This is a genomic window from Granulicella mallensis (genome assembly GCF_014203225.1).
Lineage (GTDB): Bacteria > Acidobacteriota > Terriglobia > Terriglobales > Acidobacteriaceae > Granulicella > Granulicella mallensis_A.
In genome coordinates, this window is the sequence record NZ_JACHIO010000010.1 from 80517 (window position 1) to 105402 (window position 24886).

At 59.9% G+C, this 24886-nt stretch carries 20 protein-coding genes and 1 tRNA gene; 9 read left to right on the forward strand and 12 right to left on the reverse strand.

Annotated elements, in window-relative coordinates:
- Positions 1–202: 202 nt before the first annotated feature.
- Together HDF15_RS12790 and HDF15_RS12795 are read left to right on the forward strand one after the other, a co-directional pair.
- Positions 203–294: transfer RNA gene (locus tag HDF15_RS12790), tRNA-Ser, on the forward strand.
- Positions 295–426: 132 nt separating this feature from the next.
- Complete coding sequence (locus HDF15_RS12795; RefSeq protein ID WP_184256108.1) at positions 427–2085, forward strand: FAD-dependent oxidoreductase; 1659 nt, start codon at positions 427–429, stop codon at positions 2083–2085.
- Between the two features lie 56 nt (positions 2086–2141).
- On the opposite strand, the gene HDF15_RS12800 is transcribed toward HDF15_RS12795, so the two are convergent.
- Positions 2142–4004, reverse strand: a complete 1863-nt coding sequence (locus HDF15_RS12800) for an APC family permease (RefSeq protein ID WP_184256110.1) — start codon at positions 4002–4004, stop codon at positions 2142–2144.
- A 94-nt stretch (positions 4005–4098) separates the two neighbouring features.
- Positions 4099–4602, reverse strand: coding sequence for a GNAT family N-acetyltransferase (locus HDF15_RS12805; protein ID WP_184256112.1), 504 nt, complete (start codon positions 4600–4602; stop codon positions 4099–4101).
- 173 nt (positions 4603–4775) lie between these two features.
- Between HDF15_RS12805 and HDF15_RS12810 the strand changes: the two genes are divergently transcribed.
- From HDF15_RS12810 to HDF15_RS12820, 3 genes are read left to right on the forward strand one after another with little or no spacing between them, the layout of a single operon-like run.
- Positions 4776–5345 (forward strand): RNA polymerase sigma factor, encoded by a 570-nt coding sequence (locus HDF15_RS12810; RefSeq protein WP_014265287.1) that lies wholly within the window; start codon positions 4776–4778, stop codon positions 5343–5345.
- A 10-nt stretch (positions 5346–5355) separates the two neighbouring features.
- Positions 5356–5700, forward strand: a complete 345-nt coding sequence (locus HDF15_RS12815; RefSeq protein ID WP_184256114.1) for a hypothetical protein — start codon at positions 5356–5358, stop codon at positions 5698–5700.
- A 17-nt stretch (positions 5701–5717) separates the two neighbouring features.
- Positions 5718–5921, forward strand: coding sequence for a hypothetical protein (locus HDF15_RS12820; protein ID WP_184256115.1), 204 nt, complete (start codon positions 5718–5720; stop codon positions 5919–5921).
- Positions 5922–6129: 208 nt separating this feature from the next.
- On the opposite strand, the gene uvrB is transcribed toward HDF15_RS12820, so the two are convergent.
- Positions 6130–8121, reverse strand: coding sequence for an excinuclease ABC subunit UvrB (gene uvrB / locus HDF15_RS12825; protein ID WP_184256117.1), 1992 nt, complete (start codon positions 8119–8121; stop codon positions 6130–6132).
- A 31-nt stretch (positions 8122–8152) separates the two neighbouring features.
- Between uvrB and HDF15_RS12830 the strand changes: the two genes are divergently transcribed.
- Entirely contained in the window at positions 8153–8752 is a 600-nt protein-coding gene (locus tag HDF15_RS12830; protein WP_184256120.1) for a histidine phosphatase family protein, read from the forward strand.
- Between the two features lie 18 nt (positions 8753–8770).
- On the forward strand, positions 8771–9562 hold the full coding sequence (locus HDF15_RS12835; protein ID WP_184256122.1) for an ATP-binding cassette domain-containing protein: 792 nt from the start codon (positions 8771–8773) through the stop codon (positions 9560–9562).
- A 196-nt stretch (positions 9563–9758) separates the two neighbouring features.
- Here the strand turns inward: HDF15_RS12835 and HDF15_RS12840 are convergent, their stop codons facing one another.
- From HDF15_RS12840 to HDF15_RS12880, 9 genes are all read right to left on the reverse strand, one after another.
- Positions 9759–10310, reverse strand: coding sequence for an N-acetyltransferase (locus HDF15_RS12840; RefSeq protein WP_184256124.1), 552 nt, complete (start codon positions 10308–10310; stop codon positions 9759–9761).
- Complete coding sequence (argH, locus tag HDF15_RS12845) at positions 10303–11823, reverse strand: argininosuccinate lyase (protein WP_184256127.1); 1521 nt, start codon at positions 11821–11823, stop codon at positions 10303–10305. The genes HDF15_RS12840 and argH overlap by 8 nt, the downstream gene beginning before the upstream one ends.
- Before the next feature lie 43 nt (positions 11824–11866).
- On the reverse strand, positions 11867–12376 hold the full coding sequence (locus HDF15_RS12850) for a hypothetical protein (protein WP_184256129.1): 510 nt from the start codon (positions 12374–12376) through the stop codon (positions 11867–11869).
- A gap of 217 nt (positions 12377–12593) precedes the next feature.
- On the reverse strand, positions 12594–13934 hold the full coding sequence (argG, locus tag HDF15_RS12855; RefSeq protein ID WP_184256131.1) for an argininosuccinate synthase: 1341 nt from the start codon (positions 13932–13934) through the stop codon (positions 12594–12596).
- 36 nt (positions 13935–13970) lie between these two features.
- Complete coding sequence (gene argF, locus HDF15_RS12860) at positions 13971–15107, reverse strand: ornithine carbamoyltransferase (protein ID WP_184256133.1); 1137 nt, start codon at positions 15105–15107, stop codon at positions 13971–13973.
- The gene (locus HDF15_RS12865; RefSeq protein WP_184256135.1) at positions 15100–16362 is read right to left on the reverse strand and encodes an aspartate aminotransferase family protein; all 1263 of its coding nucleotides are present in this window, start codon (positions 16360–16362) and stop codon (positions 15100–15102) included. The genes argF and HDF15_RS12865 overlap by 8 nt, the downstream gene beginning before the upstream one ends.
- Positions 16359–17141, reverse strand: a complete 783-nt coding sequence (argB, locus tag HDF15_RS12870; protein WP_184256136.1) for an acetylglutamate kinase — start codon at positions 17139–17141, stop codon at positions 16359–16361. Before argB ends, HDF15_RS12865 begins: the two co-directional genes overlap by 4 nt.
- Complete coding sequence (gene argC / locus HDF15_RS12875) at positions 17138–18220, reverse strand: N-acetyl-gamma-glutamyl-phosphate reductase (protein ID WP_184256138.1); 1083 nt, start codon at positions 18218–18220, stop codon at positions 17138–17140. Before argC ends, argB begins: the two co-directional genes overlap by 4 nt.
- Positions 18213–18653 (reverse strand): arginine repressor, encoded by a 441-nt coding sequence (locus tag HDF15_RS12880; protein WP_184256140.1) that lies wholly within the window; start codon positions 18651–18653, stop codon positions 18213–18215. The genes argC and HDF15_RS12880 overlap by 8 nt, the downstream gene beginning before the upstream one ends.
- A gap of 203 nt (positions 18654–18856) precedes the next feature.
- Here HDF15_RS12880 and HDF15_RS12885 point away from each other — a divergent pair, with 203 nt between their 5' ends.
- Together HDF15_RS12885 and HDF15_RS12890 are read left to right on the forward strand one after the other, a co-directional pair.
- Positions 18857–23404 (forward strand): glutamate synthase-related protein, encoded by a 4548-nt coding sequence (locus HDF15_RS12885; RefSeq protein WP_184256141.1) that lies wholly within the window; start codon positions 18857–18859, stop codon positions 23402–23404.
- Positions 23405–23613: 209 nt separating this feature from the next.
- Complete coding sequence (locus tag HDF15_RS12890; RefSeq protein ID WP_184256142.1) at positions 23614–24762, forward strand: PLP-dependent aspartate aminotransferase family protein; 1149 nt, start codon at positions 23614–23616, stop codon at positions 24760–24762.
- Positions 24763–24886: the final 124 nt, after the last annotated feature.

A 24886-nucleotide genomic window follows, 5' to 3' on the forward strand; every position in this document is an offset into this window, starting at 1 on the left:
CGGGGTGGACATCTGAAATTTGGATGGGTTACCCGGGTACGAGTCGCTGTTCATAGCCTGCATGGGATTTTTGTGCAACCGCTATGGTCAGGCTAATTCCAGAACCGCCCAACGGGACTGGCAGCAGCACTGAAACCGAATTTTCCGCACGAAATTGCGAAGAAAGTATCTGGTTGAAGGACGGACTTGTGAGTTTTATCGCGGAGAGTTGGCAGAGCCCGGTTGAATGCACCTGACTCGAAATCAGACATCGTCGCAAGGCGATCGGGGGTTCGAATCCCTCACTCTCCGCCATTTCACCTTTCTTTGTTTCTCTCTAAACAATAGGTAAATGATGACAATAGATAAACGGCGCTGAGGCGTTCGTTTTCGTGTTGTTGTACTCTTAACGCGACGCGTGCCTCAGGATGGTGGGACAATAAAGGCATGATTACGTCCGATGAGTTGAATAAAATTCCAATCTTTGCGTGTTTGGAAGAACCGGAGCGGCAGAGGTTCGCCAACAAAGCTGCAGATGTGCACCTGAAGTCTGGAGAATGGCTCATTCGTGAAGGAGATATCCCTTATTTCTATGTTCTTCTCGAGGGTGATCTCGCTCTGATCAAGGACGTTCTGGGACAGCCGCGTGAATTCCATCGATATCAGGTTGGAGCCTTCTTCGGAGAGGTTCCAATTCTGATGGGCGCTCCCGCCTTTGTATCCGTCCAGGCAAAGTCCTGGTGTCGCATTGCGCGGTTCGACCGCCAACAGTTGCAGGAGTTGATTCGCGATTCGGCCGCATGCAGCGCCATCATTCTCCAGACCATGAATGCGCGCCTGGCCAGTGTGCAAGAGTGGATGAAGGAGATACCTTCCTCGCGCGTGTTTATCGTGGGCTCGCAGTACGATACGGACTGCCGCGACATTCGTTCGTTCCTCTCGATGAACCGCATCCCCTATGAATGGGTAGACCGTGAACGCGAGCCGGACCGGGTGCCCATATGCCTGCCGAAGGATTCGAGCGGTCCAGCAGTCATTGTCGATAGAGCGTTCTGCGTCGGACAGCCTCCGACGGTACGCAAAGTCGCGGAGGCGTTGGGGATTCGCACTACACCGACCAGGGAAAACTACGATGTCGTCGTCATCGGGGGCGGGCCCGCCGGTCTGGCTGCGGCGGTGTATGGCGCTTCGGAGGGCCTGTGCGTGCTGCTGATTGAGCGCAATGCCGCCGGCGGGCAGGCGGGGACCTCTTCGCGCATTGAGAACTATCTCGGCTTTCCGAACGGCATCTCGGGTGATGAGTTGAGCGAGCGGGCTCTGCGGCAGGCAGGACGCTTTGGCGCGGAGATGGTGCTGACTCGTGAGGTACAGAACATCGAGCCGATGTCGGGCGGCTATTGCGTGGAGATGGATAGCGGCGACCGTGTGATGACAAAGACCGTGATTCTGGCCACGGGCGTCGACTGGCGCCGGTTGGACGCCGAGGGCGTCGACGAAATGCTGGGACGCGGCGTGCTGTATGGCGCTGCTCGTACGGAGTCGCCGACAGTGATCGGCAAGGATGTCTTCATCGTTGGCGGCGGCAACTCTGCGGGGCAGGCGGCGATGTTCTTCTCCAACTATGCGAACTCGGTGAAGATGCTGGTGCGCGGGGCAGGGCTTCACCTCAGCATGTCGCAATATCTGATCGACCAGCTCGCGAGCAAGAAGAACATCTCCATCGAACCGTTTACGCAGGTCGTATCGGTGGGGGGTGAGGATCATCTCGAGACCCTCTGCACCAGCACGAATGGCTCAGCGCCACAGATGCGGAAAGCAGATGCTCTCTTTGTCCTGATTGGTGCGGATGCCAACACCGGCTGGCTGCCGAAAAATCTGCAGCGTGATGAGAAGGGGTACATCTGCACGGGACGCGATGTCATGGACCTGCCGAACTGGAACGGCTCGCGTCCTCCGTTTATGCTGGAGACCAATCTGTCGGGGTTCTTCTGCGCCGGGGATGTGCGTCACGATTCCATCAAGCGCGTGTCGAGCGGCGTGGGCGAGGGAAGTATGGCGATTGCGTTTGTGCACCAATACCTGGCGCTGGATCAGAAGGCGAACTAATACAGTTCTCCAGTCCTGACCATTTTCTAAAGGCTCATGCAGGTATTGCATGAGCCTTACAGGTACCAGGGAATGTTGATGACCGTGATGCGCTGATTGCCTCGGACAAGCAGCATGAGCTTGAGCAGTTGTGCACGCTGGTTGTGAAGCGGCGTCTGCCACCAGTGTTTGACGACCAGTTCGGGGACGAGGACGGCGATCTGGCACTCGGGGTGCTCACGTTCAAGCTGGAAGATGTACTCGACCAGCGGCAGCAGGACGAAGCGATAAGGCGAGGGCAGGAAGACGAGCCTGGGGAGTGGCTTTCCTGCGAGCTGAATGGGCTCTGCGACGTTGCGCTGCCACATTTGCTCGACCTCGTCGCGACACTCTTCGGCATCGACGTGGACGGCTTCTACTCGCTCACTGAGCTTCATGGCAAAGCGCAGACCCTTTTCGGTAATGCGAGTCCAGCGGTCGAGCGGAACGACGACCAGGGGATGCGCGAGATTCTCGACGTGCATGGGGCGATCGATATTGATCTCACGCGCGACACGGTCGTAGTGCTTTTTGACGCAGGCCATTAGTAGAATCAGCGCGGGGATGAGGATCGCGGTAATCCATGCGCCTTCCCTGAACTTGGTGACGAGTACGACGATGAGGGTGATGCCGGTGGCAATCGCACCGATGCCGTTGACGATCATGCGGTGCCGCGTGCCTTTTCCTGGGTACTTATACCAGTGCACCACCATGCCGGCCTGAGAGAGCGTAAACGCCAGGAAGGCGCCGATAGCGAAGAGCGGGATCAGGCGATCGGTGACGCCGCCGAAGATGATGAGCAATGCGCCGGTAAAGCCTACCAGGGCAACGATGCCGTGAGAGTACAGCAGGCGGCGGCCGCGAATTTTGAAGACATGCGGAAGGTAGTCGCGCTGTGCGATGGCGCGGGTAAGGCGCGGGAAGTCGGCATACGAGGTATTTGCTGAGAGCGCGAGTACCGCGAGGATCGAACCGATGCTGACGTAGTAAAACCAGCCGCGTCCCATGACCGCGGAGATGAGTTGCGAGAGAACGCTTTGGTACCCGTTGCCGGTCGGGTCCGTTGCCCCGATGTTATAGGCGCGGCAAAGAAGCGCGATGCCGGCGAGGAAGACCATCAGCAGAATAATGATGATGGTGAGCGTGCGTTTGGCATTCTTCTGCGTGGGAGCGCGGAAGGCATTGACTCCGTTGCTGACAGCCTCAACGCCGGTCATGGCCGTGCAGCCGCTAGCAAAGACCTTGAGCAAAAGCCAGAGGGAGAGTGCCGAGGTGACGGCGGGGAGATGGGGTGGTGCAATCACTGGAACGGGATGTCCGTGAGCTGCCAGGGCGCGAATGCCGCCCAGAATGATTACGACCAGCAGGGAACCCAGGAAGAGATAGGTAGGGATGAGGAAGGCCGTTCCGGTGTCCTTGACTCCACGAATGTTGATCAGTGTGAGCAGCAGCAGAATGACGAGGCAGAGTCCGAGGGTATGGGGCTGGAGGATGGGAAAGGCTGAGACCAGTGCTCCGACACCGGCGGAGATTCCAACGGCGGCGTTGAGGATGTAGTCGATCATCAGCGCGGAGGCCGCCAGCAGGCCGGCGGTTTCGCCAAGGTTCTCACTGGCTACGGTATAACTGCCGCCACCGTTGGGATAGGCGTCGATCGTCTGCATGTAGGAGAAGAAGACGATGGCGAGCAGCGCAATGATGGCAAAGCTGATCGGGACGATGTGGGCGATACCGGCTACGCCCAGGGGAATCAGCAGCGTAAGAGCGGCTTCAGGGCCGTAAGCGGCGGAGCTGAGGGCATCCAGGCCGAAGACAGGGATGCCCGAGATGGGCCCTATGTGTTCGGCACGTTCCTCGGACGTTGCGAGGGGCTTGCCTGCTAAAAGACTGAATAACGACATCTACGCTCCACCTGACCTTGTATAGGCCAAGTTAAGGCCGCATACAAGCTTTATGGAGAAGCCGTAAAGAATCCATAAAGCAGGTCTATAGTGTTTAGCTGAGCTGCTTCTCGTAGCAGAGGAAGTTCAGGCCGGGGCGGAAGTCCAGCGTGATTTCGCCGGCGAACGTATAGCCGAGCTTGGGGAAGAGTCGCTGCGTCACCTGGTTCTGGGTATTGGTATCGACCCGCAGTTTTGCGATGCCGCGTTCGCGCGCAACGGTTTCGGCTTGTTGCATGAGGGCTACTGCAATGCCGCGACCGGCGAAGTCCGGATCGACGGCGATGCGGTGCACGACGATGGCGAGTTCGTGGATGTCCCAACCTACCTGCGCGTATTCAGGGGCCTGGTCAGTGGTGATCGCTGCCATGCCGGCAAGGGTTCCGTCGACGTCTGCGACCCAGAGTTGGCTGAGTTGTACGTCCTGAGCGAAGACCTCGGGGTTGGGATAGCGGTCATCCCATTGCAGGTTTCCGGATGCCCGCATCAGGGGGACGACACGTCGTACGATCTGCATGATGTTTGGAATGTCGTCGCTGGTAGCCAGTCTGATCTGCATTGCACTTCTTTCCATGGTTTTCTTAGTTTTTCATAGAGGGTTTGCTCTCGAGGTCGGTATTCGTTACACGTTCTGAAAAGATTTTTGAGATCTCTGCAATATTTCGCGTTTCCATCCGTTAACACTGCATGACCTCGAGTGCGCACTCGTTGCATGACTACGAGAGGAGCAGGATGCCTGGCAAAGAGTGGACGGTCGACGAACAGGACCAGCTCCTTGCAGAGGCATTGAAGCGCGACGAACCGCGCTTGAGAAGCTTTATTCGCAAGCGCGTACTTGACACCGCTGACGCGGAAGATGTGCTGCAGGATGTCTTCTACGAGTTGATCGCAGCCTATCGGCTGATGAAGCCGATGGAGCAGGTGACGGCCTGGCTGTACCGGGTGGCACGCAATCGGATTACGGATTTGTTTCGCAGGCAGAAGGCTGTGTCGTTGAACGACCCAATTGCCGATGATGACGAGTCCCTGGCCTTTGAGGACCTGTTGCCAACGCCGGATGCGGGGCCCGATGCGATCTATGCGCGCAATCTTTTGCTGGAGGCACTCGATGCGGCATTGGACGAGCTGCCTGCGAATCAGCGCGAGGTCTTTGTAGCGCATGAGTTATTGGGGCGCAGCTTCAAGGAGTTGTCCGAGGAGACAGGTGTGAGTGTAAACACCTTGCTTGCCCGGAAGCGCTACGCGGTGCTGCATCTGCGAGAGCGGCTGCAGGAGATGGATGAACGATTTGGGAAGAAGTGAGGTGCGAACGATGAAAGCTTTGAAGGTTCTTAAGATTGTGGCGATTGTCGTGGTGATGTGCGTCGTCGCCGGATTTGTAGTGATGCACCTGTGGAACTGGCTGATGCCCAGCATCTTTGGATTGCGGGTGATTACCTTTGCGCAGGCTATCGGATTGCTGGTGCTGAGCAAGATTTTGCTGGGTGGATTCCATCGGCATGCCGGCGGACGGCATGGGTGGAAGCGGCATATGGAAGAGCGCTGGGAGAAGATGACTCCTGAAGAGCGCGAGCGGTTTCGCTCGGGTATGCGCGGACGCCGAGGCTGCGGGTTTGGCCGTCCGGTTGAGACGAGTGCGGAACAAAGTGCGCAGTAGGCGCGTAGAGGATTGTAATGATCGTGAGCAGCATGAAGCTGGAGTTTTCAGAGGCTAGTTGGGCTGTGCCCGGCAAGTCGAGTGAGCGCGTGCGACGGATGTTTGAGCGCGTGATCGGACGCAATGATGTAAAGGCTGTGGAGGAGAGGGCTATGGAGCAGATGTCGTTAGCGGAGTTGCTGTACCACGTGCTGGTGGATGCGAAGACAAGTACGCGCTAATACGGTGGAGTACGAACGTGAGCGTTGGTAAATCTATCAACGCACTATGGGAAATGGCATAGAAAACTGGCCCTGAAGTGGTTGCTTTTGGTTTTCTGGTTGTCAGGTTCCTCGCTTCGCTCGGAATGTCAACCAGAAAAGCAAAAGCAAAAGCAAAAGACAAGCTCAGTTCTGTGCCCGCTTCCTGCTTGTTGCAGACCCTATCGTTTTAGCTAAACAGGAACTCTTTGGTTCGAAGCTCCTTCACTGTATCGCGTAGCTTTGCCGCCTTTTCGAACTCGAACTTCTTCGCGGCCTCGCGCATCTCGGTTTCCAGCTTGGCGATATACGTATCGAGTTCTGCCTGCGTTGCGATGTCCGGCATTCCGGTCGCATCTTCTTCGGTGAGGTCGGCGTAGTCGGCCTTGAGCACCGTTGCCAGAGAGTCGTTGATGGAACGGATGACCGTCTGAGGCGTGATGCCGTTCTCTTCGTTGTAGGCCACCTGTTTTTCGCGGCGGCGATCGGTTTCGTCGATGGCGCGGCGCATCGAATCGGTCATCTTGTCGGCGTAGAGGATGGCACGGCCTTCAAGATGGCGCGCGGCGCGGCCGATGGTCTGGATCAGCGATCCCTGCGAGCGGAGGAAGCCCTCTTTGTCCGCGTCGAGGATGGCGACGAGGGAGACCTCGGGGAGATCCAGGCCTTCGCGCAGCAGGTTGATGCCGATGAGCACGTCGTACTCGCCCTTGCGTAGGTCGCGCAGGAGCTTGATGCGTTCGAGGGTCTCAATCTCGGAGTGCATGTAGCGGCAGCGCACGCCGACCTCGGTGTAGTAGTTGGCGAGGTCTTCGGCCATGCGCTTGGTAAGCGTGGTGACGAGGACGCGCTGATTTTGCGCGGCACGGTCGCGAATCTCTGCCAGCAGATCATCGATCTGGCCTTTGACGGGGCGAATCTCGACCTGCGGGTCGACGAGTCCTGTGGGGCGGATGATCTGCTCCACGACGACGCCTGCGGACTTGGTGAGTTCATAGGGGCCGGGGGTTGCGGACACGTATACGATCTGGCCGGTGCGAGTTTCGAACTCTTCGAAGCGCAGCGGGCGGTTGTCCATCGCGGAGGGCAGGCGGAATCCATAGTCGACGAGGTTCTGTTTGCGCGAGCGATCGCCGTGCCACATGCCGTGCAGTTGCGGCACCGTGACGTGCGACTCGTCGATGAAGATCAGGAAGTCGCGAGGGAAGTAGTCGAGCAGCGTTGGCGGCGGTTCGCCAGGCAGGCGTCCGGAGAAGTGGCGCGAGTAGTTCTCGATGCCGTGGCAGAAGCCGACCGACTTGATCATCTCCAGGTCGAAGCGGGTGCGCTGGTGGATGCGCTGCGACTCGACCAGGCGGCCCTCTTTTTCGAGTTGAGCCTCCCAGTCGGCGAGTTCGCTGAGGATGTTGTCGATGGCCGTCTTCTTGCGCTCGGGAGCGACGACATAGTGCGACTTGGGATAAATGGGCAGGCGCGAATACTTCTGCTTGACCGTGCCGAAGAGCGGGTCTATCTGCGAGAGGCTGTCGATCTCATCGCCGAAGAGCTCGATGCGGAAGGCGTTTTCGTCGTAGGTCGGATAGACCTCGATGACATCGCCGCGCACCCTGAACGTTCCGCGGCGGAAGTCGACGTCGTTGCGTTCGTAGAGGATCTCGACCAGGCGGCGCGTGATGTCCTGGCGCTTGATCTTCTGGCCCTTTTCGAGCAGCAGCAGCATGCCGTAGTAGGCCTCTGGAGAGCCGAGGCCGTAGATGCAGGAGACCGAGCTGACAATGATCGCATCGCGGCGCTCAAAGAGGCTGCGCGTGGCGGAGAGGCGCAGCTTGTCGAGCTCGTCGTTGATCGTCGATTCTTTTTCGATGTACAGATCGCCGGCGGGAATGTAGGCCTCCGGCTGGTAGTAGTCGTAGTAGGAGACGAAGTATTCGACGGCGTTGTTGGGGAAGAACTGTTTGAACTCGTGATAAAGCTGCGCGGCCAGCGTTTTGTTGTGTGCGAGGATGAGGGCTGGGCGGTTCAGCTCCTGGATGACCTTGGCCATGGTGAAGGTCTTGCCGGAGCCGGTGACGCCGAGCAGCACTTGATCCTTGTCTCCGGCGTTGAGACCGGAGACAATCTCGGAGATGGCGCGCGGCTGATCGCCTGCTGGCTTGTAGTCTGAGACGAGCTGAAAGTCCATCCTTGTAGGATAAGGCAAAGGGGAGGCGAAGATGCCTGAAGAGAAAACAGAGTTGTGGCTGGTGCGGCACGGAGAGACCGAGTGGAGCCTGGATGGCCGGCATACGAGCTGGACGGATATTCCACTGACCGACCATGGACGGCAGCGTGCCGTAGAGCTTCGTGAGTTCCTGGCGGGGAAGAAGTTTGCCGCCGTGTTCGTGAGCCCCAGGCAGCGGGCGCGCGAGACCTGTGAGATCGCTGGCTATGGCGATGTGGCCGTCATTGAAGACGGCTTGCAGGAGTGGAACTACGGCGAGAGCGAAGGCAAGACGACCGCTCAGATGCGCGCTATTCATGGGCCAAATTGGAGCGTCTGGACCGATCCGATCATTGGCGGCGAATCGGTTGAAGCGGTCGGCGAAAGAGCCGATGGCGTGATTGCCAAAGCTCTGGCTGCAGCACCGCAGGGCGGCGCCGTAGCTTTGTTTGCCCATGCTCATATTCTTCGGATTCTGGCTGCGCGATGGATCGGCTTGCCCGCTGTTGGCGGCAAGTTATTCGGGTTGGGGACGGGCAGCGTCAGCGTGCTCGGACATGAGCGTGAGACGCGTGTGATCTCCAGGTGGAACCGTGGGTTCGAGACCGAATAGACGATTTAGAGTAGAGAGGTGACGACCGATTCGATCATCCAGCTTGAGCATGTAAACGTAGCCCGGGGCAACAACATCATTCTGCACGACCTCAGCCTGACGGTGCGAGCGGGGGAACATCTTGCGATTTTGGGACCGAATGGTTGCGGGAAATCGACCCTATTGAAGACTGTCACCTGCGAGCTCTATCCGATCGTGAGTCCGGAGACGCAGGTGCACATCATGGGCCGTGCGCGCTGGGATCTTACGGAGCTGAAGCGGCGCATGGGGGTTGTTGCCGCGGATCTGCCCGGACGGCAGACGCTTACGACCACCGGCTTCGATGCCATTCTTACAGGCTTCTTCTCCAGTTCGACGCTCTGGCCGAATCTCCATGTGACGGACGCCATGCGCGAGCGCGCGGAGGAGGTTCTGCACCTCGTAGGCGGGGAGAAGCTGCGGGATAAGTTTGTCGGCGAGATGTCGGCAGGGCAGCAGCGGCGCATCATGATCGGCAGGGCGATGGCCGGAACCGCCGGCGAAGCGCAGATGCTTTTGCTGGATGAGCCTTCAAATGCGTTGGACCTTGCGGCCCAGCGCGACCTGCGTGAGATGTTGCGTGGCCTGGCCCAGAGGGGCGTCGCGATTTTGCTAATCACGCATCACATCGCGGATATTCTGCCGGAGATCGAGCGCATTGTGATGATGCGTGACGGCCGCATTGTTGCCGATGGATCGAAGAAGGAGTTGCTCACCGCCGAGCGGTTGAGTGGGTTGTTCGGTGGAGAGATCCATATGACCGAGCGGGATGGGTATTGGAACGCGTGGTAAAGGTGTTATTTGTTTTTCGTCGTCATCCTGAGGCGTAGCCGAAGGACCTCCGCATTCGTTGTGACACCGAGGCACAGGTGAAAACCACGAGACTCTACCCAGGCGTTTTTGGCTGGTCCACGCGCCTGTGGTGATGCCCAATGCGGGGGGCCTTCGCCGTTGGCTCAGGATGACGGCGAAAAACAAACAAAAGCAGCTACCTTCCGGTGCCCGTCGATGTCAGTTGCAGAGTAACGAGTTCGGGTCTCTGCAGCTTGCTGGGGCCGAGCACGGCGACGTTCGGCAGCGGGCCGCGTACCATGGCGACTTCGTCGCACGCGTAGAGGCGTGGGCAGGTCTGGCAGTCCTTGTAGATCTTGTCCGGCATCGCTGCGCGATCGGCGACGCGGAAGCCGTAGTGGTCGAAGAACTCGGGGATGCGTGTGAAGAGGCAGACCGACATGACTTCGTGCTCTTCGGCCTCTTCGATCAGGGCCTTCAGCAGGAGGCCGCCTGCCCCGAGGCCCTTGGCCTCGGGCTTTACGACAATGGAGCGCACCTCGGCGAGATGCGGCCCGTAGAGATGCAGCGCGCCGCAGCCCAGGAATTCATCGTCGCGTTCGGCTACAGTGAAGTCGCGAATGTTCTCGCAGATCTCCGCATAGCTGCGGCGCAGGAGAGTACCGTCGCCCGAGAGGGAGTTGACGAGATCGAAGACATTGCGGGCGTCCTGTACGTGTGCTTTGTGGACGCGAATGTCGCTAGGCATGGGCGTCCTCCGGGTTTACGCCAGAAGTCGCGAGATTCGAGTTACGAGTTGCGAGTCGTGCGCGAGTTTCCTGAAGGACGATCTCGACTCGATCCCGAGCGGTGCCTCCAGGGTTGTCATGGCAGTCTACGGTGCGGGCAAGGGAGATGGCAGGATAGAAGTCTTCGGTGAAGAGTTCGGAGAGCTTCTGCAGATCGCTCAAGGGCAGATCGTTAAGCTCAACTCCCTTGTCGAGGCCAAGACGGACAGCATTGCCAATCACCTCGTGGGCCTTGCGGAAGGGAAGCCCTTTGTTGGAGAGGTAGGTTGCAGCGGCCATCGCGTTCAGGTAGCCGGTTTCAGCGGCGCTCTGCATGCGTGCGGTGCGGAAGGTGAGTGCGCGGGTGAAGCCGGGCAGCACGCTGAGCAGGCCAGAGAGTGTATCCGCAATATCGAAGATCTGTTCCTGACCTTCTTGCAAGTCCTTGTTGTAGGCGAGGGGCAGCCCCTTGATGAGTGTGGCGAGCGCCGTGGCTGCTCCGAGCAGTCGTGCGGATTTGCCGCGAGCGAGTTCGGTTAGATCCGGGTTCTTCTTCTGCGGCATCGCGGAGGAACCGGTGGAGTAGGCCTCGGGAAGATCGACAAACCCGAACTCGGCGGTCGCGTAGAGGGTGAGTTCTTCGGCAAAACGTGAGATGTGCAGTCCAAGCGTAGAGGCGGCCTGCGCGAAGTCGAGCATGAAGTCGCGGTCACTGGTGGCATCCATGCTGTTGGCGGTGGGCGCGGTAAATCCGAGCGCTTTGGCGGCTATGGTGCGGTTGAAACCGAGCGTGGCTCCTGCAATGGCTCCCGAGCCGAGAGGGCAAAAGTTCATGCGGATGCGAGCGTCTGAGAAACGCGAGAGATCGCGCTCAAGCATCGCGACGTAAGCGAGTAGCCAGTGCGCGATGAGAACAGGCTCTGCACGCTGCAGATGGGTGTATCCGGGCATGACGGCATCGCCTGCTGACTCGGCGAGTGAGATCAAGGCGTTAAGCCATGCATGCAGGCCTGCGAGCGTCGCGTCGATAGCATCGCGGACGAAGAGGCGCATGTCCGTGGCGATCTGCTCGTTGCGGCTGCGTCCGGTGTGGAGCTTGAGCGCAAGGCCGCCGACTTCGCGGGTGAGCTCGAGCTCGACGTAGTGGTGGATGTCCTCCGCCTGCGGGGCGCTGGCGACGATGGCCGCGCCGATCTGCTGGGTGCTGGAGGTGTACTCCGGTTGGCCGGAGGTGGCGGAGATGCGGTGTGCCCAGGCGTCCGTGCGTTGGCCTACGGCTTCGAGACCGCGAAGCATCTTGTCGAGCTCGTCGGGCGTGAGGATGCCGGCAGCTGCGATGGTGCGGGCGTGGGCGCGGCTGGCGGCTACTTCTTGAGGGAGGAGGCGCCAGTCGAAGGGGAAGGAGCGCTGCCATTGCTCGAAATCGTAGTTGAGGGGTTCACGGAAGCGGCCGGACCACATTTTGGAGGCTTCGGGATTTTGTTGCTGGGACATCTTGTGATGAAACCTCAAAGTTCAACTCTAGTGGTGATAAGTGTTAGTGCGAACCCTTTTGAGGTAGCACGAGTAAAAAGAGATAAAAAGCGCCAACGGCGGTTGTTGAGAGAAGCGATCGTTGCGTTCGTTTGCGCAGGTTTGGTGGGTTACTCCTGGCAGACTTGAGCGTGGCATAGAGGACACAGGCGCAGGCGACGCTGAACATCAACATGAAGCTTGAACCTACAAGTGCAAAGTCGTCCGGGGATGCGGGGCCTGTTCCAAGGGCAAGTTTGAAGATCATCACGAGGATGGTGTAGGTAAACAGGAAACCCAGGAAAAGGCGTATCCACCAAGGGCAGTCTTTGACCTCGTGTGCCCAGATGTTTCTGTCTTCAGCGAGCCCAAGAGCCGGTACGGCAATTCCGAAGAACACCGCGAAGAGATGCCCTCCCAGTTGAAGATGGTGACCGGTGAGTAAACCTATGTGAAAGACCAGGAGTCCAGCTAACAGTAAGGACATGAGCGCGGCAATCATATAGACGTAGACGTAAGCGAGTCGAGTAATCATGGGCGGTCTCCTTTCCTTCTGAGAGTAGGGATTGAACAAGAATCGTGAAGCCTGAAGGCCCGATTCATCGCGGTGGTAAAGGATGAGTCGGGCTTACAGCCCTCTATCTTCCTTTCGCACCTAACCCAGGGCTACGCTCTGGGCTGGTATAAGTCGGGCCTTCGGCCCTTTTTGGCAGCGCTGATTCCATCTATTGCTGATGTAATCAACATGGTCGTTACTCCTTGTCGTTCGCGCTGCTTAGTTGCGGCATCTCGGAGCCCTTGCTGAGCGTGAGCAGGCCGCTTTGGGCGTAGGTGATCAGCTTGGCGCGGGTGTCGGTGATGTCGAGGTTGCGCATGGTGAGTTGGCCGATGCGGTCGCGCGGGGAGAAGGTCGATTCGCCCTTCTCCATGGTGAGGCGCTCGGGTTGGAAGGTGAGATTGGGCGAGTCCGTGTTGAGGATCGAGTAGTCGTTGCCGCGGCGCAGCTCAAGGGTGACTTCACCGGTGACGGGCTTGGCGACCCAGCGCTGTGCGGCTTCACGCAGCATGATGGCCTGGGGATCGAACCAGCGGCCCTGGTAGAGAAGACGGCCCAGTTTGCGGCCGCTCTCGCGGTACTGCTCGATGGTGTCCTCGTTGTGGATGCCTGTAATCAGGCGCTCGTAGGCGATGAACAGCAGAGCCAGGCCGGGTGATTCGTATATGCCACGGCTCTTAGCCTCGATGATGCGGTTTTCGATCTGATCGCTCATGCCGAGGCCGTGACGACCGCCGATGCTGTTGGCTTCGAGCATCAGGGCGACGGGGTCGGCGTATTCCGTCCCATTGAGCGCGACGGGGAAGCCTTCTTCAAAGCGGACGGTGATCTCTTCGCGCTTGACCTCGACGTCGTCGCGCCAGAAGGCGGTGCCCATGATGGGGACGACGATCTTCATGCTGCTGGTGAGCAGTTCGAGATCCTTGGCTTCGTGGGTTGCGCCCAGGATGTTGGAGTCGGTCGAGTAGGCCTTCTCGGAGGACATCTTGTAGCTGAAGCCGGATTTCTGCATGAAGGCGGACATCTCGGCACGGCCGCCGAGCTCGTCGATAAAAGCGGCGTCGAGCCACGGCTTGTAGACCTTGAGGTCGGGATTGACGAGCAGGCCGTAGCGATAGAAGCGCTCGATGTCGTTGCCCTTGAAGGTCGAGCCGTCGCCCCAGATGTTGACGTCGTCTTCCTTCATGGCGGTCACCAGCATCGTACCGGTGACCGCGCGGCCGATGGGTGTCGTATTGAAGTAGGTGACGCCGGCAGTGGTGATGTGGAACGCGCCGGACTGCAGGGCAGCGATGCCTTCGCGAACCAGCGGTCCGCGGCAGTCGATGAGACGGGCCTTTTCGGCGCCATACTCGAGCGCCTTGCGCGGGATCTCGTCATAGTCGGCTTCGTCAGGCTGGCCGAGGTTGGCGGTGTAGGCGTAGGGCAGGGCACCCTTCTGCTTCATCCAGTGCAGCGCGGCGCTGGTGTCCAGCCCGCCGGAGAAGGCGATGCCAACCTTCTGGCCGACGGGTACTGTTTCGAGGATTACGGACATAATAAAAGTCTTCCTATCGAACGGCTCAGACTGCGCTTAGCGTTTGCTGCGGGCCTGCAGGCCGCCGCGATTGCGATGAGAGGGGATGCGCTTGGCTCCGCCGAGCAGCATGAGGATGATGGCCTTCTGCGCGTGCAGACGGTTCTCAGCCTGGTCGAAGACGACCGACTGCGGCCCGTCGAGCACCGCGTCTGTGACCTCGGCTCCGCGGTGGGCGGGAAGGCAGTGCATGAACGCCGCCGACGGTTGGGCGAGCGCCATGAGCTCTTCGTTGACCTGGAAGGGTTTGAAGATCGGCGCGCGGCGTGCGGCTTCGTGCTCCTGGCCCATGCTGGTGCAGACGTCGGTGTAGATGGCGTCCGCGCCCGTGGCGGCCTTGATGGGGTCGTGTGTCAGCGTGAGCGAGCCGCCGGTGTTTTCCGCGATCTCGATGGTCTTGTGAATGATGTCCAGCTTGGGTCCGAAGTTCTTCGGGGTCGCAACGGTGCAGTGCGCTCCGAGCAGCGCGGCTGTGAGCATGAGCGAGTGGCAGACGTTGTTGCCGTCTCCCACGTAGGTGAACTTGAGGCCCATGACCGAACCGAAGCGCTCTTCCAGCGTCATGAAGTCGGCGATGGCCTGGCAGGGGTGCTCGATGTCCGAGAGTGCGTTGATGACCGGAATCTTGGCGTTCTCCGCCATCTCGGTGACGGTGTCGTGCGAGTAGGTGCGCAGAACAATGACGTTCATCCAGCGCTCGAGATTGCGAGCAACATCAGGAATCGACTCGCGCTCGCCGAGCGGAGAGCTTGTCTGGTCAACGAAGACAGCATTGCCACCGACGGTGTTCATCGCGGTCTCGAAGGTCAGCCGCGTGCGCAGCGAGGCCTTCTCGAAGAACATCACCATCTGCTTGGCATCGAGTGCGTGGCGGAAGTCCTCGGGCTGGGTTTTTACGGCGTGGGCCAGTTCCATGATGGCGGCCATCTCCTGTACGGAGAGGTCGGTGATGGAGCAAAGGTCACGGCCTGCGAGACCCTTTGCTGTCTCGGTGAAGGCGCTGTCGGACTGGATGCCAAGGGTCATGGCAGGCTTCGGGATATCGGTGAGGCTCTTTTGATTCATAGCTGTGGTCTTGTTCTCTTCGTTGATGTCTATCATGTCGTCTGCGTTTTCAGCGGCCTTGTTATCCATTTGCTTCTCCAACCAGCGTGGCGCTGGGTTTGCTATGGAGCGTGAACAGCTCGTCCAGCGCTGCGACCGCATGGTCGACGTGTTCGCGCTGAAGGATATAGGGAGGAAGAAAACGCAGTACGGTTTCGTGGGTGCGATTGAGGATGATGTGGCGGGCCAACATGCCGCCCAGGATCTCTTTCGCAAGATCCGCGGATTCGATCTCGATGCCGATCATCAGGCCGCGTCCGCGAATTTCCTTGATGACGGTGTGCTTTTGCTGCAGGTCACGCAGGCGCGAGAGGAAGTAGCCGCCTACATCGTTGATATGGTCGAGCACCTTTTCCTGCTTCATCGCATCGATGACGGCGATGGCGACTGCGGTCGCCAGGGGATTGCCGCCGAAGGTGGTGCCGTGCATTCCCGGCGTGATGGCGCGGGCGGCCTCTTCGGTGCAGAGCATCGCACCGATGGGAACGCCGCCGCCGAGAGGCTTGGCCAGCGTGGTGACATCGGGCTGAATGCCGTACTGCTGATAGGCGCACCAAGTGCCGGTGCGGCCCATGCCGCTTTGAATCTCATCGAGTAATAGTAAGGCTCCTGTCGAATCGCAGAGTTCGCGTGCCGTGGCCAGGAACTCCTGCGAAACGGGGTTGATGCCGCCTTCGCCTTGAATCACTTCGAGCGCAATCGCGCAGACATCGCTGGAGAACGCCGCGCGAAGTGCCGCAACGTCATCGAAGGGAACGAACTCGACATCGGGCATTACGGGAGCGAAGGGCGAACGGTACTTCTCTTTGTGCGTCGTGGCGACGGAGCCCATCGTGCGGCCGTGGAAGCTGTGTTCGAGCGCCAGGAACTTCGTTCCGATGTTCTTTCCTTCAGAGCGCAGCAGACCGGCGTGAGCGCGGGCGAGCTTCAGAGCTGCCTCCCAGGCTTCGGTGCCGCTGTTGCAGAAGAACACGCGGTCCATGCCGGTGATCTCGGTCAGGCGCAGTGCTAGCTCTGTGGTGCCGCGATGGTGAAACAGGTTCGACGTATGCAGAAGCTGGCGGCTCTGGGTGGCGATGGCCTCGGTGATGGCCGGATGGCCGTAGCCCAGGGCGCAGACGCCGATGCCGCTCAGCAGGTCGAGGTAGTCGTTGCCCTTTTCGTCGCGCAGATGCACGCCTTCTCCGCTGACAAAGAGCAGGGGATAGCGTTCATAGGTCTGCAGCAGAAGCTTCGATTCGGCTGCCTGTAATTCCTGAAGTGTATTGCCTGTTGCGTGGTTCATGCGACCATCACCTCCGTTCCATCGTTTACGCGTGAGTTCAAGAGATCGGGGAGAACTTTGGCGCTCTCTGCGGGAAGGATACGCACCCGCTTGACGCCGTGCATCAATGCTTCCTTACAAGCGTTCAGTTTCGGCAACATGCCTCCGGAGACGACCGACTGCTCTTCCAAGGCTGCAACCTCCTTAAGCCGGAGCCAGCGCATCACCTTGCCGTCAGCTCCTTTGACACCCGGTACATCGGTAAGAAAGACGAGGACATCGGCCTGTGTGGCTACAGCACAGGCGGAGGCCATTTCGTCGGCGTTGATGTTGTAGTACTCGCCGTCGAAACCGAGCGCTATAGATGAGATGACAGGAACGGCTCCCATGGTCCAGATGGCGTCGAGCCACTTGGGGTCGGTTGCGGCGATTTCACCTACAAAGCCAAGATCCGGCGTGGTTTTCTTCTTGCGCGCGCGGAAGACGTGGCCGTCGCCGCCGGTCAAGCCGACCGCCTGTTGGCCGCACTGGTCAAGCGCTGCCACCAGAGATTTGTTTACGCGGCCGCCGAGCACCATCAGCGCGGCATCGCGGGTCTCCGCATCGGTGATGCGCAGGCCGGCGACGAACTCGCTCTTTTTGCCCATCTGCGCGAGCACCTTCGTGAGCTGCACGCCACCGCCGTGGACGAGGGCAACCTGGTTGCCGTCCCTGGCGAGATCGGCGATGGACTTGGCGCAGAGCTGCAGCAGGTCGGGTCTTTCGAGCGCCGCGCCGCCGAGCTTTACAACATATTTCATAGCAGTCCTTCTGACTCATGCCATCCGGCCATGAGGTTCATGTTCTGCACAGCCTGGGAGGCCGCGCCTTTCAAAAGATTGTCGAGACACGAGATCACAACAAGGCGCTTTCCGTCGGGAGAGAGTTGAAATCCTATATCGCAGAAGTTGTTGCGAACCACGTGCTGAATCTGCGGAAGCATAGGGGAGCGGCGAACGCGGACCATCGGACTACTGATGTAGAACTCGTCGAAGCAATCCTGGATTTTCTTGATGCTGCCCATTTCATTTAAACGTACGTAGATTGTTGAAAGGATACCGCGTGGGATGGGCAACAGGTGTGGCGTGAACTGGATCTGCTCCGTGGTGAGGTGGAGCTGTTCAAGCATCTCGCCGGTATGACGGTGTCCGAAGACTGCGTAGGCCGAGAGGTTATCGGCGGCGCTCATGAAATGCGTTGTGGGCGTTGGGGTTTTGCCCGCGCCGCTGACGCCGGACTTTGAGTCGCAGATGATGCCGCAGTCGAGATCCGCGAGGTTCGCGCGAAGCAGCGGGGCGAGCGCCAGGATGATGGAAGTTGCATAACAACCCGGATTCGCGACGAGGCGTGCGTTCGCGATGGCAGGACCGTGGAGTTCCGGCGAGCCGTAGACAGCCTCCGCCTGCAGGGTGGCTGCGGCGGCGGGGTCGGAATCTGTGAGCTTGTAGATGGCGCGATTGTCGGCCTCTTGCAGGCGCCACGCGGCGCTCAGGTCGACGACCTTGATGCCGTGTGCGAGCGCGATGGGCGCCCACTCACGGGCCTGTTCATGCGGAGTCGCGAGGAAGAGCAACTCGATGCCTTCGCGCTGGAGCTGGTCCCAGTCAAAAGGAGAGACGCTGAGATTGTCGGCGTTCAGGAGGCTGGAGAGCTGGGGGTGCAGGCTGGTGAGTGCGACCGATCCGCCGTCGGCGCCGGGACCGTCCATGCGGCCCAGAAACATGGGCGGCGTAAGAACCAGGCGTGGGTGGCAGAGAAGCAGACGCGCGAGTTCGGCCCCGGCGTATCCGCTGACGCCGGCCACCGCCGTGCGTAGCGTAGTGGCAACTGTTTTAGGCAATGTAAGCCTCAATTCGGGTTTTCAAGATCTCTGCTCTACGAGCATCGGCGCAGATGATCAATACAGTGTTATCGCCGGCGATGGTTCCCACTACCTCGTCCCATTCTTCGTAGTCCATGCCGGCGGCGACAGGCTGTGCTCCGCCCGTCGTCGTGAGAACGACAAGCAGGTTCTGAGCCTGGCGGACCTCGAGACCGAAGTTCTGCAAAACATCCTGGAGCATGGGGAAGTCGTTCTCCTCATGCTCTGCGCCGTTCGGCAACGCGTAGCCGCCGGGGCCTTTCATCAGCTTCAGTTCGCGGATATCGCGGGAGAGCGTTGCCTGCGTTACATGGATGCCTTTGCCGGCCAGCTTGCGCCGCAGCTCGTCCTGGTTGGTGACGGAGGTCTTTACCAGGAGGTCTTTGATCGCGTTGTGCCGGTGACTTTTCATGCATTATGCCGTTTCTGGTCCTGATTTTTTAAGCAGAGAAATGCGTGACGAAAAAACAGCCACGCACTGTGCATAAAAATCCAAACACTATGTATAAATATACATGAGCCCCTGCGTCAAGACCTCGCGCTGCGCCGCTCAAAAATACCTGTGGAGAAACGTCCGGACTTTCCTCCGATGAGTTTTCGGACGTATAGTGAACCATGGACCAGTCTTATCCAGAACGACAAGGGCGTGCTTCCAGCGAGCGCGTCCACGAAGAGCAGTCTCTGCAGGGCCTTACCGGTACGGTTGCCAGCTCTCTGATTGACGCTCGTTTCGAGCATGACTCTTGCGGCGTGGGCTTTGTTGCCTCCGTCCTTGGTAAAGCAAGCCACAAGATTTTGCAGGATGCGTTGACTGCTTTGTCGCGCCTCGAACATCGTGGCGCAGTGGCGTCCGATGGCGCCAGCAGCGATGGTATTGGATTGATGTCCAACGTGCCGCGTGAGCTTTTGCTCCGTGCCACCGGTGTTGAGTTGAGCGACTCCGCGTTGCTGGGTGTCGGCATGCTGTTTCTTCCCCAGGCAGAGACGCGGGCTGAAGCTGTGATGGAGAGCTGTCTGGCCTCGCAGGACCTCGGCGTTCTGGCGTGGCGCGACGTTCCGACGCGCACTGAGATTCTTGGTGAGATTGCCCTGAGCACCATGCCGAAGATTCGCCAGGTGCTGGTCGCCGACATTACAAGAGATGCTGCCGCCGATTCGATGGAGCGCAGGCTTTATCTCGCGCGCAAGCAGTTCGAGCGCGCGGAAGAGCTGAAGGAAGTGACGGGGTACGTCTGTTCGCTCTCGTCGACGACGCTGGTTTACAAGGCCATGTGCCTGGGCCGTCTGCTGCCTGAGTTCTATCCCGATCTCGCTTCGCCGGAGTACGTTACAAGCTTCGCGATCTTTCATCAGCGCTATGCGACGAACACCCTGCCTGCGTGGCATCGTGCGCAGCCCGGCCGCAAGCTGGGACACAACGGCGAGATCAACACCGTGTGGGGCAACCGCGCCCGCATGGATGCTCGCGATTCCACGCTGCCGGTGGAGTGCAAGCCGGTGTTGACCCAGGACGGAACAGACTCCACGTCGCTGGACGAGACGATTGAGCTGCTCTCGCAAAATGGACGCACCATCGCCGAGAGCGTGCGTATGCTGCTGCCGCCCGCGATTGTGAAGCGCGTACATCCGTTCCTGAAGTATCACAACGACTGCGCGGAGCCGTGGGATGGACCGGCGGCGATCTCGTTCAGCGACGGTGTCGTGGTGGGCGCCGCCCTGGACCGCAATGGACTGCGGCCTTGTCGTTACGCCATTACGAGCGATGGGTTGATGGTGGCTGGAAGCGAAGCCGGGCTGGTCGATCTCGATCCGGAGACCGTGATCGAGAGTGGACGGTTGGGACCGGGAGAGATGATTGCCGTCGATATGGCGGAGCACATGATCTACCACAACGAGGAGATGCTGGACGCGTTCGACGCGAAGGCAACCTATGCGCTGCTGGTGGAAGATGCGCCGCTGGAGGCGATTGACGCGCCTGAGGTAAGCAGCGATCTGGCGGGTCTGCAACGCGGATTCGGATACACCAAAGAAGACGTCAACATGATCCTGAAGCCGATGGCCGGAACGGGCAAGGATGCTGTGTGGTCCATGGGCGACGATACGCCGCTGGCCTTCCTGGCGCGGTCGCCGCGGCCTCTGTATGCGTTCTTCCGGCAGCGGTTTGCGCAGGTCACCAACCCGGCGATCGATCCGCTGCGCGAGGCGATCGTCGTCTCGCTGCATACGCGTCTCGGCCCCTGGCCACACATGCTGGACAAGAATGCGCCGTTGCCGGGCATCTCGCTTAGCTCGCCCTTTCTGTCGCTGGGACAGCTTGCAGCCCTGCGTGCCGGTAAGTATCCGCACAGCGATGCTCTACATCTCAAAGAGATGGCATGCCTGTATGCTCCGGAGACCTCGCTGGAACAGGCGATCGTCGATCTCTGTGCGAATGCTGTCAATCTCGTGCGCTCAGGCGCGAAACTGCTGCTGCTGACCGACCGTGGTGCCAGCACCAGCAAGCTTCCTGTGCCGATGGCTATGGCCACCGGGGCTGTCCACGAGGCGCTTGTTGTTGCTGGGCTTCGTACACTGTGCGGTCTGGCGGTCGAGGCAGGGGACTGCCGCGACATCCACCATGCAGCAGTGCTGATTGGCTATGGCGCAGGCGTGGTCTGTCCGTGGCTGGCGCTGGAGACTGCGCGCAGCCTGCAGCCGGAAGGTGTCGACGGCGAGAAGATGATGTTGAAGGCGCTCGATGCCGGGCTGGCGAAGGTGATGTCGAAGATGGGCATCTCCGTGGTGGACAGCTATCGCGGGGCGCATCTGTTCGACATCCTCGGACTCCATGCGAGCGTGGTCAATACCTGTTTCCCCAATACTCCGGCGCCATTGTCGGGCATCGGTTTCTCCGAACTGGATCGCCGTTTGCGCCTGGGCTGGCAGCCGCCTTCTGAGGCTGCGGCCTCGACCGACCTGCCGGACTTTGGCTGGGTGCGCTTCCGCAAAGCGGATTCCGCGGAGCCGCATATGTGGCAGCCGCCCAACGTCAAGGCCTTGCAGACCGTTGTGGGTAGCGCTCGCGGCACTGCTGCGAGCACCGATCCGGCCAGCGCCTTTGCGATCTTCAGCCGTAATGTGGACTCTGTCGAGGCCGTTACGCTGCGCGATCTGCTGGAGATTCGTCCGGCTGGTACAGAGCTTGCACTTGACGAGGTTGAAGCGCCCGAGAGCCTTTGCAAGCGCTTCATCGCGAGCGCCATGTCTCTTGGCTCGCTGAGCCCGGAGGCACACCAGACCATTACGCAGGCAATGAACTCGCTGGGCGCACGCTCGAACACGGGGGAAGGCGGAGAAGATCCGGCTGTCTATCGTCCGGCGGGAGCTACTCCTCTCGGTGGTCCGGAGGGCGGCGGAGCCACGTTGGCTGCGTCCTCAAACCAGAGCGGCGGAACGGCGGTCGCGGAGCTTGTGGCCGCGCCTGCGGTGCATGGCTCGCTGAATAACAAGATCAAGCAGATCGCTTCCGGACGTTTTGGCGTTACGGCGGAGTATCTGGCACACGCCGAAGAGATCGAGATCAAGGTCGCACAGGGCGCCAAGCCTGGCGAAGGCGGACAGCTTCCGGGGCACAAGGTCTCCGGGCTGATCGCGCGTCTGCGTCATGCGCAGCCGGGTGTTTCGCTCATCTCGCCGCCGCCGCATCACGATATCTACTCGATCGAAGATCTTGCACAGCTTATCTATGACCTGAAGCGCGTGAATCCGAGGGCTGCGGTGGGCGTCAAGCTGGTTTCGAGCTGCGGCGTCGGTACTGTAGCAGCGGGTGTTGCGAAGGCCTATGCGGACTTTATCGTGATCGCTGGAAACACCGGTGGCACAGGCGCAGCGGCGTTGTCGAGCATCAAGTATGCGGGTAATCCGTGGGAGCTTGGTCTGGCCGAGGCTCAGCAGTTGCTTCGCACCAACGGCATGCGTGACCGTGTTCGTCTGCGGACCGATGGCGGCATTACGACGGCTCGCGATGTGCTGGTTGCGGCCTTGCTGGGGGCGGACGAGTATGCGTTTGGAACCGCTGTGCTGGTCGCGCTGGGTTGCGACATGGCGCGCCAGTGCCATCTGAATACCTGTCCTACCGGCATTGCAACGCAGAAGCCGGAGTTGCGCGCGAAGTTCCGCGGCAAGCCGGAGCACGTTGTTCAGTTCTTCCGCCAGCTCTCTGCGGATCTGCAGCGCCTGCTCGCAAAGTTCGGTCTGCCCAGTCTCGAAGCGGCGATTGGCCGTGTCGATCTGCTGGAGCAGGTGCGCTTTGACGGCAATCTCGATCTCACCCCGATGCTCTCTGCCGCGGGGGATGGTCCTACGCGCTGGATGGGCGTACGCAATGAACGGCCCGGCCAGGACCATCCTCTGGATGAGCCCTGGACGAAGCCTGCCATTGCGGCTGCGCGTGAGGGCAAGGCTTACTCGGTGAGTGCGGTCATCTGCAACGAGCATCGCGCTGTTGGCTCAAGGCTTGCGGGTGAGTTGTCGGTGTTGCGCGCCAAGGGTGAGCTCGATGCCGCGGATGTGACCTTCGATCTGGTAGGTACGGCGGGGCAGTCGTTTGGAGCGTTTGCGGCGACGGGCATGAAGCTGGTGCTCACCGGGCAGGCGAATGACTTTGTGGGCAAAGGCCTCTCCGGTGGCGAGTTGATCATGCGTGCGGTTGGACGTGCTGCGGAACGCAGCGACGAGCATGTGCTGCTGGGCAACGTGGCGCTCTACGGTGCGACTGCGGGCAAGTTGTTCGCTGCCGGTCGTGCGGGTGAACGGTTCGCCGTTCGTAACTCAGGCGTGACGGCGGTGATCGAAGGTGTGGGCGACCATGCCTGCGAGTACATGACCGGCGGCGAGGTGGTCATTCTCGGCGAAGTGGGCATCAACTTTGGCGCGGGTATGACCGGCGGCACGGCGTGGGTGCTCGATAACGCGCAGACGATGATTCGCGACGTTCGTTATCACACGGAGTTCCTGGAGGCACAGGAGTTTGGACAGGCGGAACCGGAGCAGCAGGCTGCTCTGAGGACGCTGATCGAGGAGCATGTGAAGCGCTCGGAGAGCACGCTTGGAACGCGGCTGCTGCAGGACTGGCAGGCCGCTTCTAAGAACTTCGTGTTGTTTACTCCGAAGCCGCAGGCTTGAGAAACAATTAACAAAGGCCCCACTCCTCAAAACACCATGAGTGGGGCCTTTGGCAACCATAGCTTGGGCAGCGATGAGCCAGGCTTTCAGCCCTTTGGGTTCTGTGGTACCCGTACCTGGGCCTTCAGCCCAGGCTGGGATGAGCCGCGCCGTTGGCGCTCTATTTTGTGCAGTCCGATACCATGTCTGAAGGAGACTTCAGCGTACCCATGTCAGACTCGAAATACGGTTTTGCCACACGCGCTATCCATGACGGGCAGCAGCCCGATCCTTTGACCGGTGCCGTGAATGTACCGATCTACCTGACCTCGACGTATCAGCAGGAAGCGATCGGTAAGAACAAGGGCCATGAGTACGCCCGGCTCACCAACCCGACGCGCGATGCGCTGGAAGAGAGCCTGTGCTCGCTCGAAGGCGGTACCTCGGCGCACTGTTTTGGTTCGGGCATGGCGGCGATTACGGCTCTCTGCACGATGATGAAGGCCGGCGACCACGTTGTCTGCTCGGACAATGTGTATGGTGGCACCTCGAGGCTCTTCGACAAGGTGCTGGTGCACTATGGCCTGACGTTTACCTATGTCGATACGAGCAACGCTGAAAATGTGCGCGCAGCGATTCGTCCTGAGACGAAGCTCGTCCACATTGAAACGCCGACAAACCCGATGATGTCCGTGACGGACATTCGCGCGGTGGCCGAGATCTGTCATGCGAAGGGTGTTGAACTGAGTGTCGACAATACCTTTCTGTCGCCGTATCTGCAGAGGCCCATCGAACTCGGCGCGGACATTGTGATGCACTCGACGACGAAGTTCCTCAACGGGCACTCGGATGGTCTGGGCGGTGTACTGGTTTGCACGAAGCCTGAGCAGGCGGAGCGCTTCCGCTTTGTGCAGAAGTGCACCGGAGGAATCCTTTCGCCGTTCGACAGCTACCTGCTGTTGCGCGGCGTGAAGACGCTGGCCGTGCGCATGAAGCAGCACGACACCAATGGCCGTGCCGTCGCGGAGTTTCTGGTTGAGAAGCTTGGCGCGGATAAGGTGTTCTATCCGGGGCTTGCGACGCATCCGCAGCATGAACTGGCGAAGCGGCAGCAGCGGGGCTTTGGCTCGATGCTGTCGCTTGAGCTGGGTTCGCTGGAGAAGGCCAATGCCTTCGCATCGCGACTGAAGCTGTGCTATCTGGCGGAGTCGCTCGGAGGCGTTGAGACGCTGATCTGCCATCCGGCAACGATGACTCATGCGGCGGTGGGTGCAGAGGGGCGCGCGAAGCTGGGGATCACCGATGGGTTGATGCGGATCTCGGTGGGCATTGAAGAGGTGGAAGATATTATTGCGGATCTGGCGCAGGCGTTGGCGTAGTTGCCTGTTTTTCGTCGTCATCCTGAGCCGTAGGCGAAGGACCCCCGCATTCGTGGCTGCACTGAGGCAAAGGTGAAGACCACGAGATCCTGCTCAGACGTTTTGGTGGGCCTGTGCGCCTGAG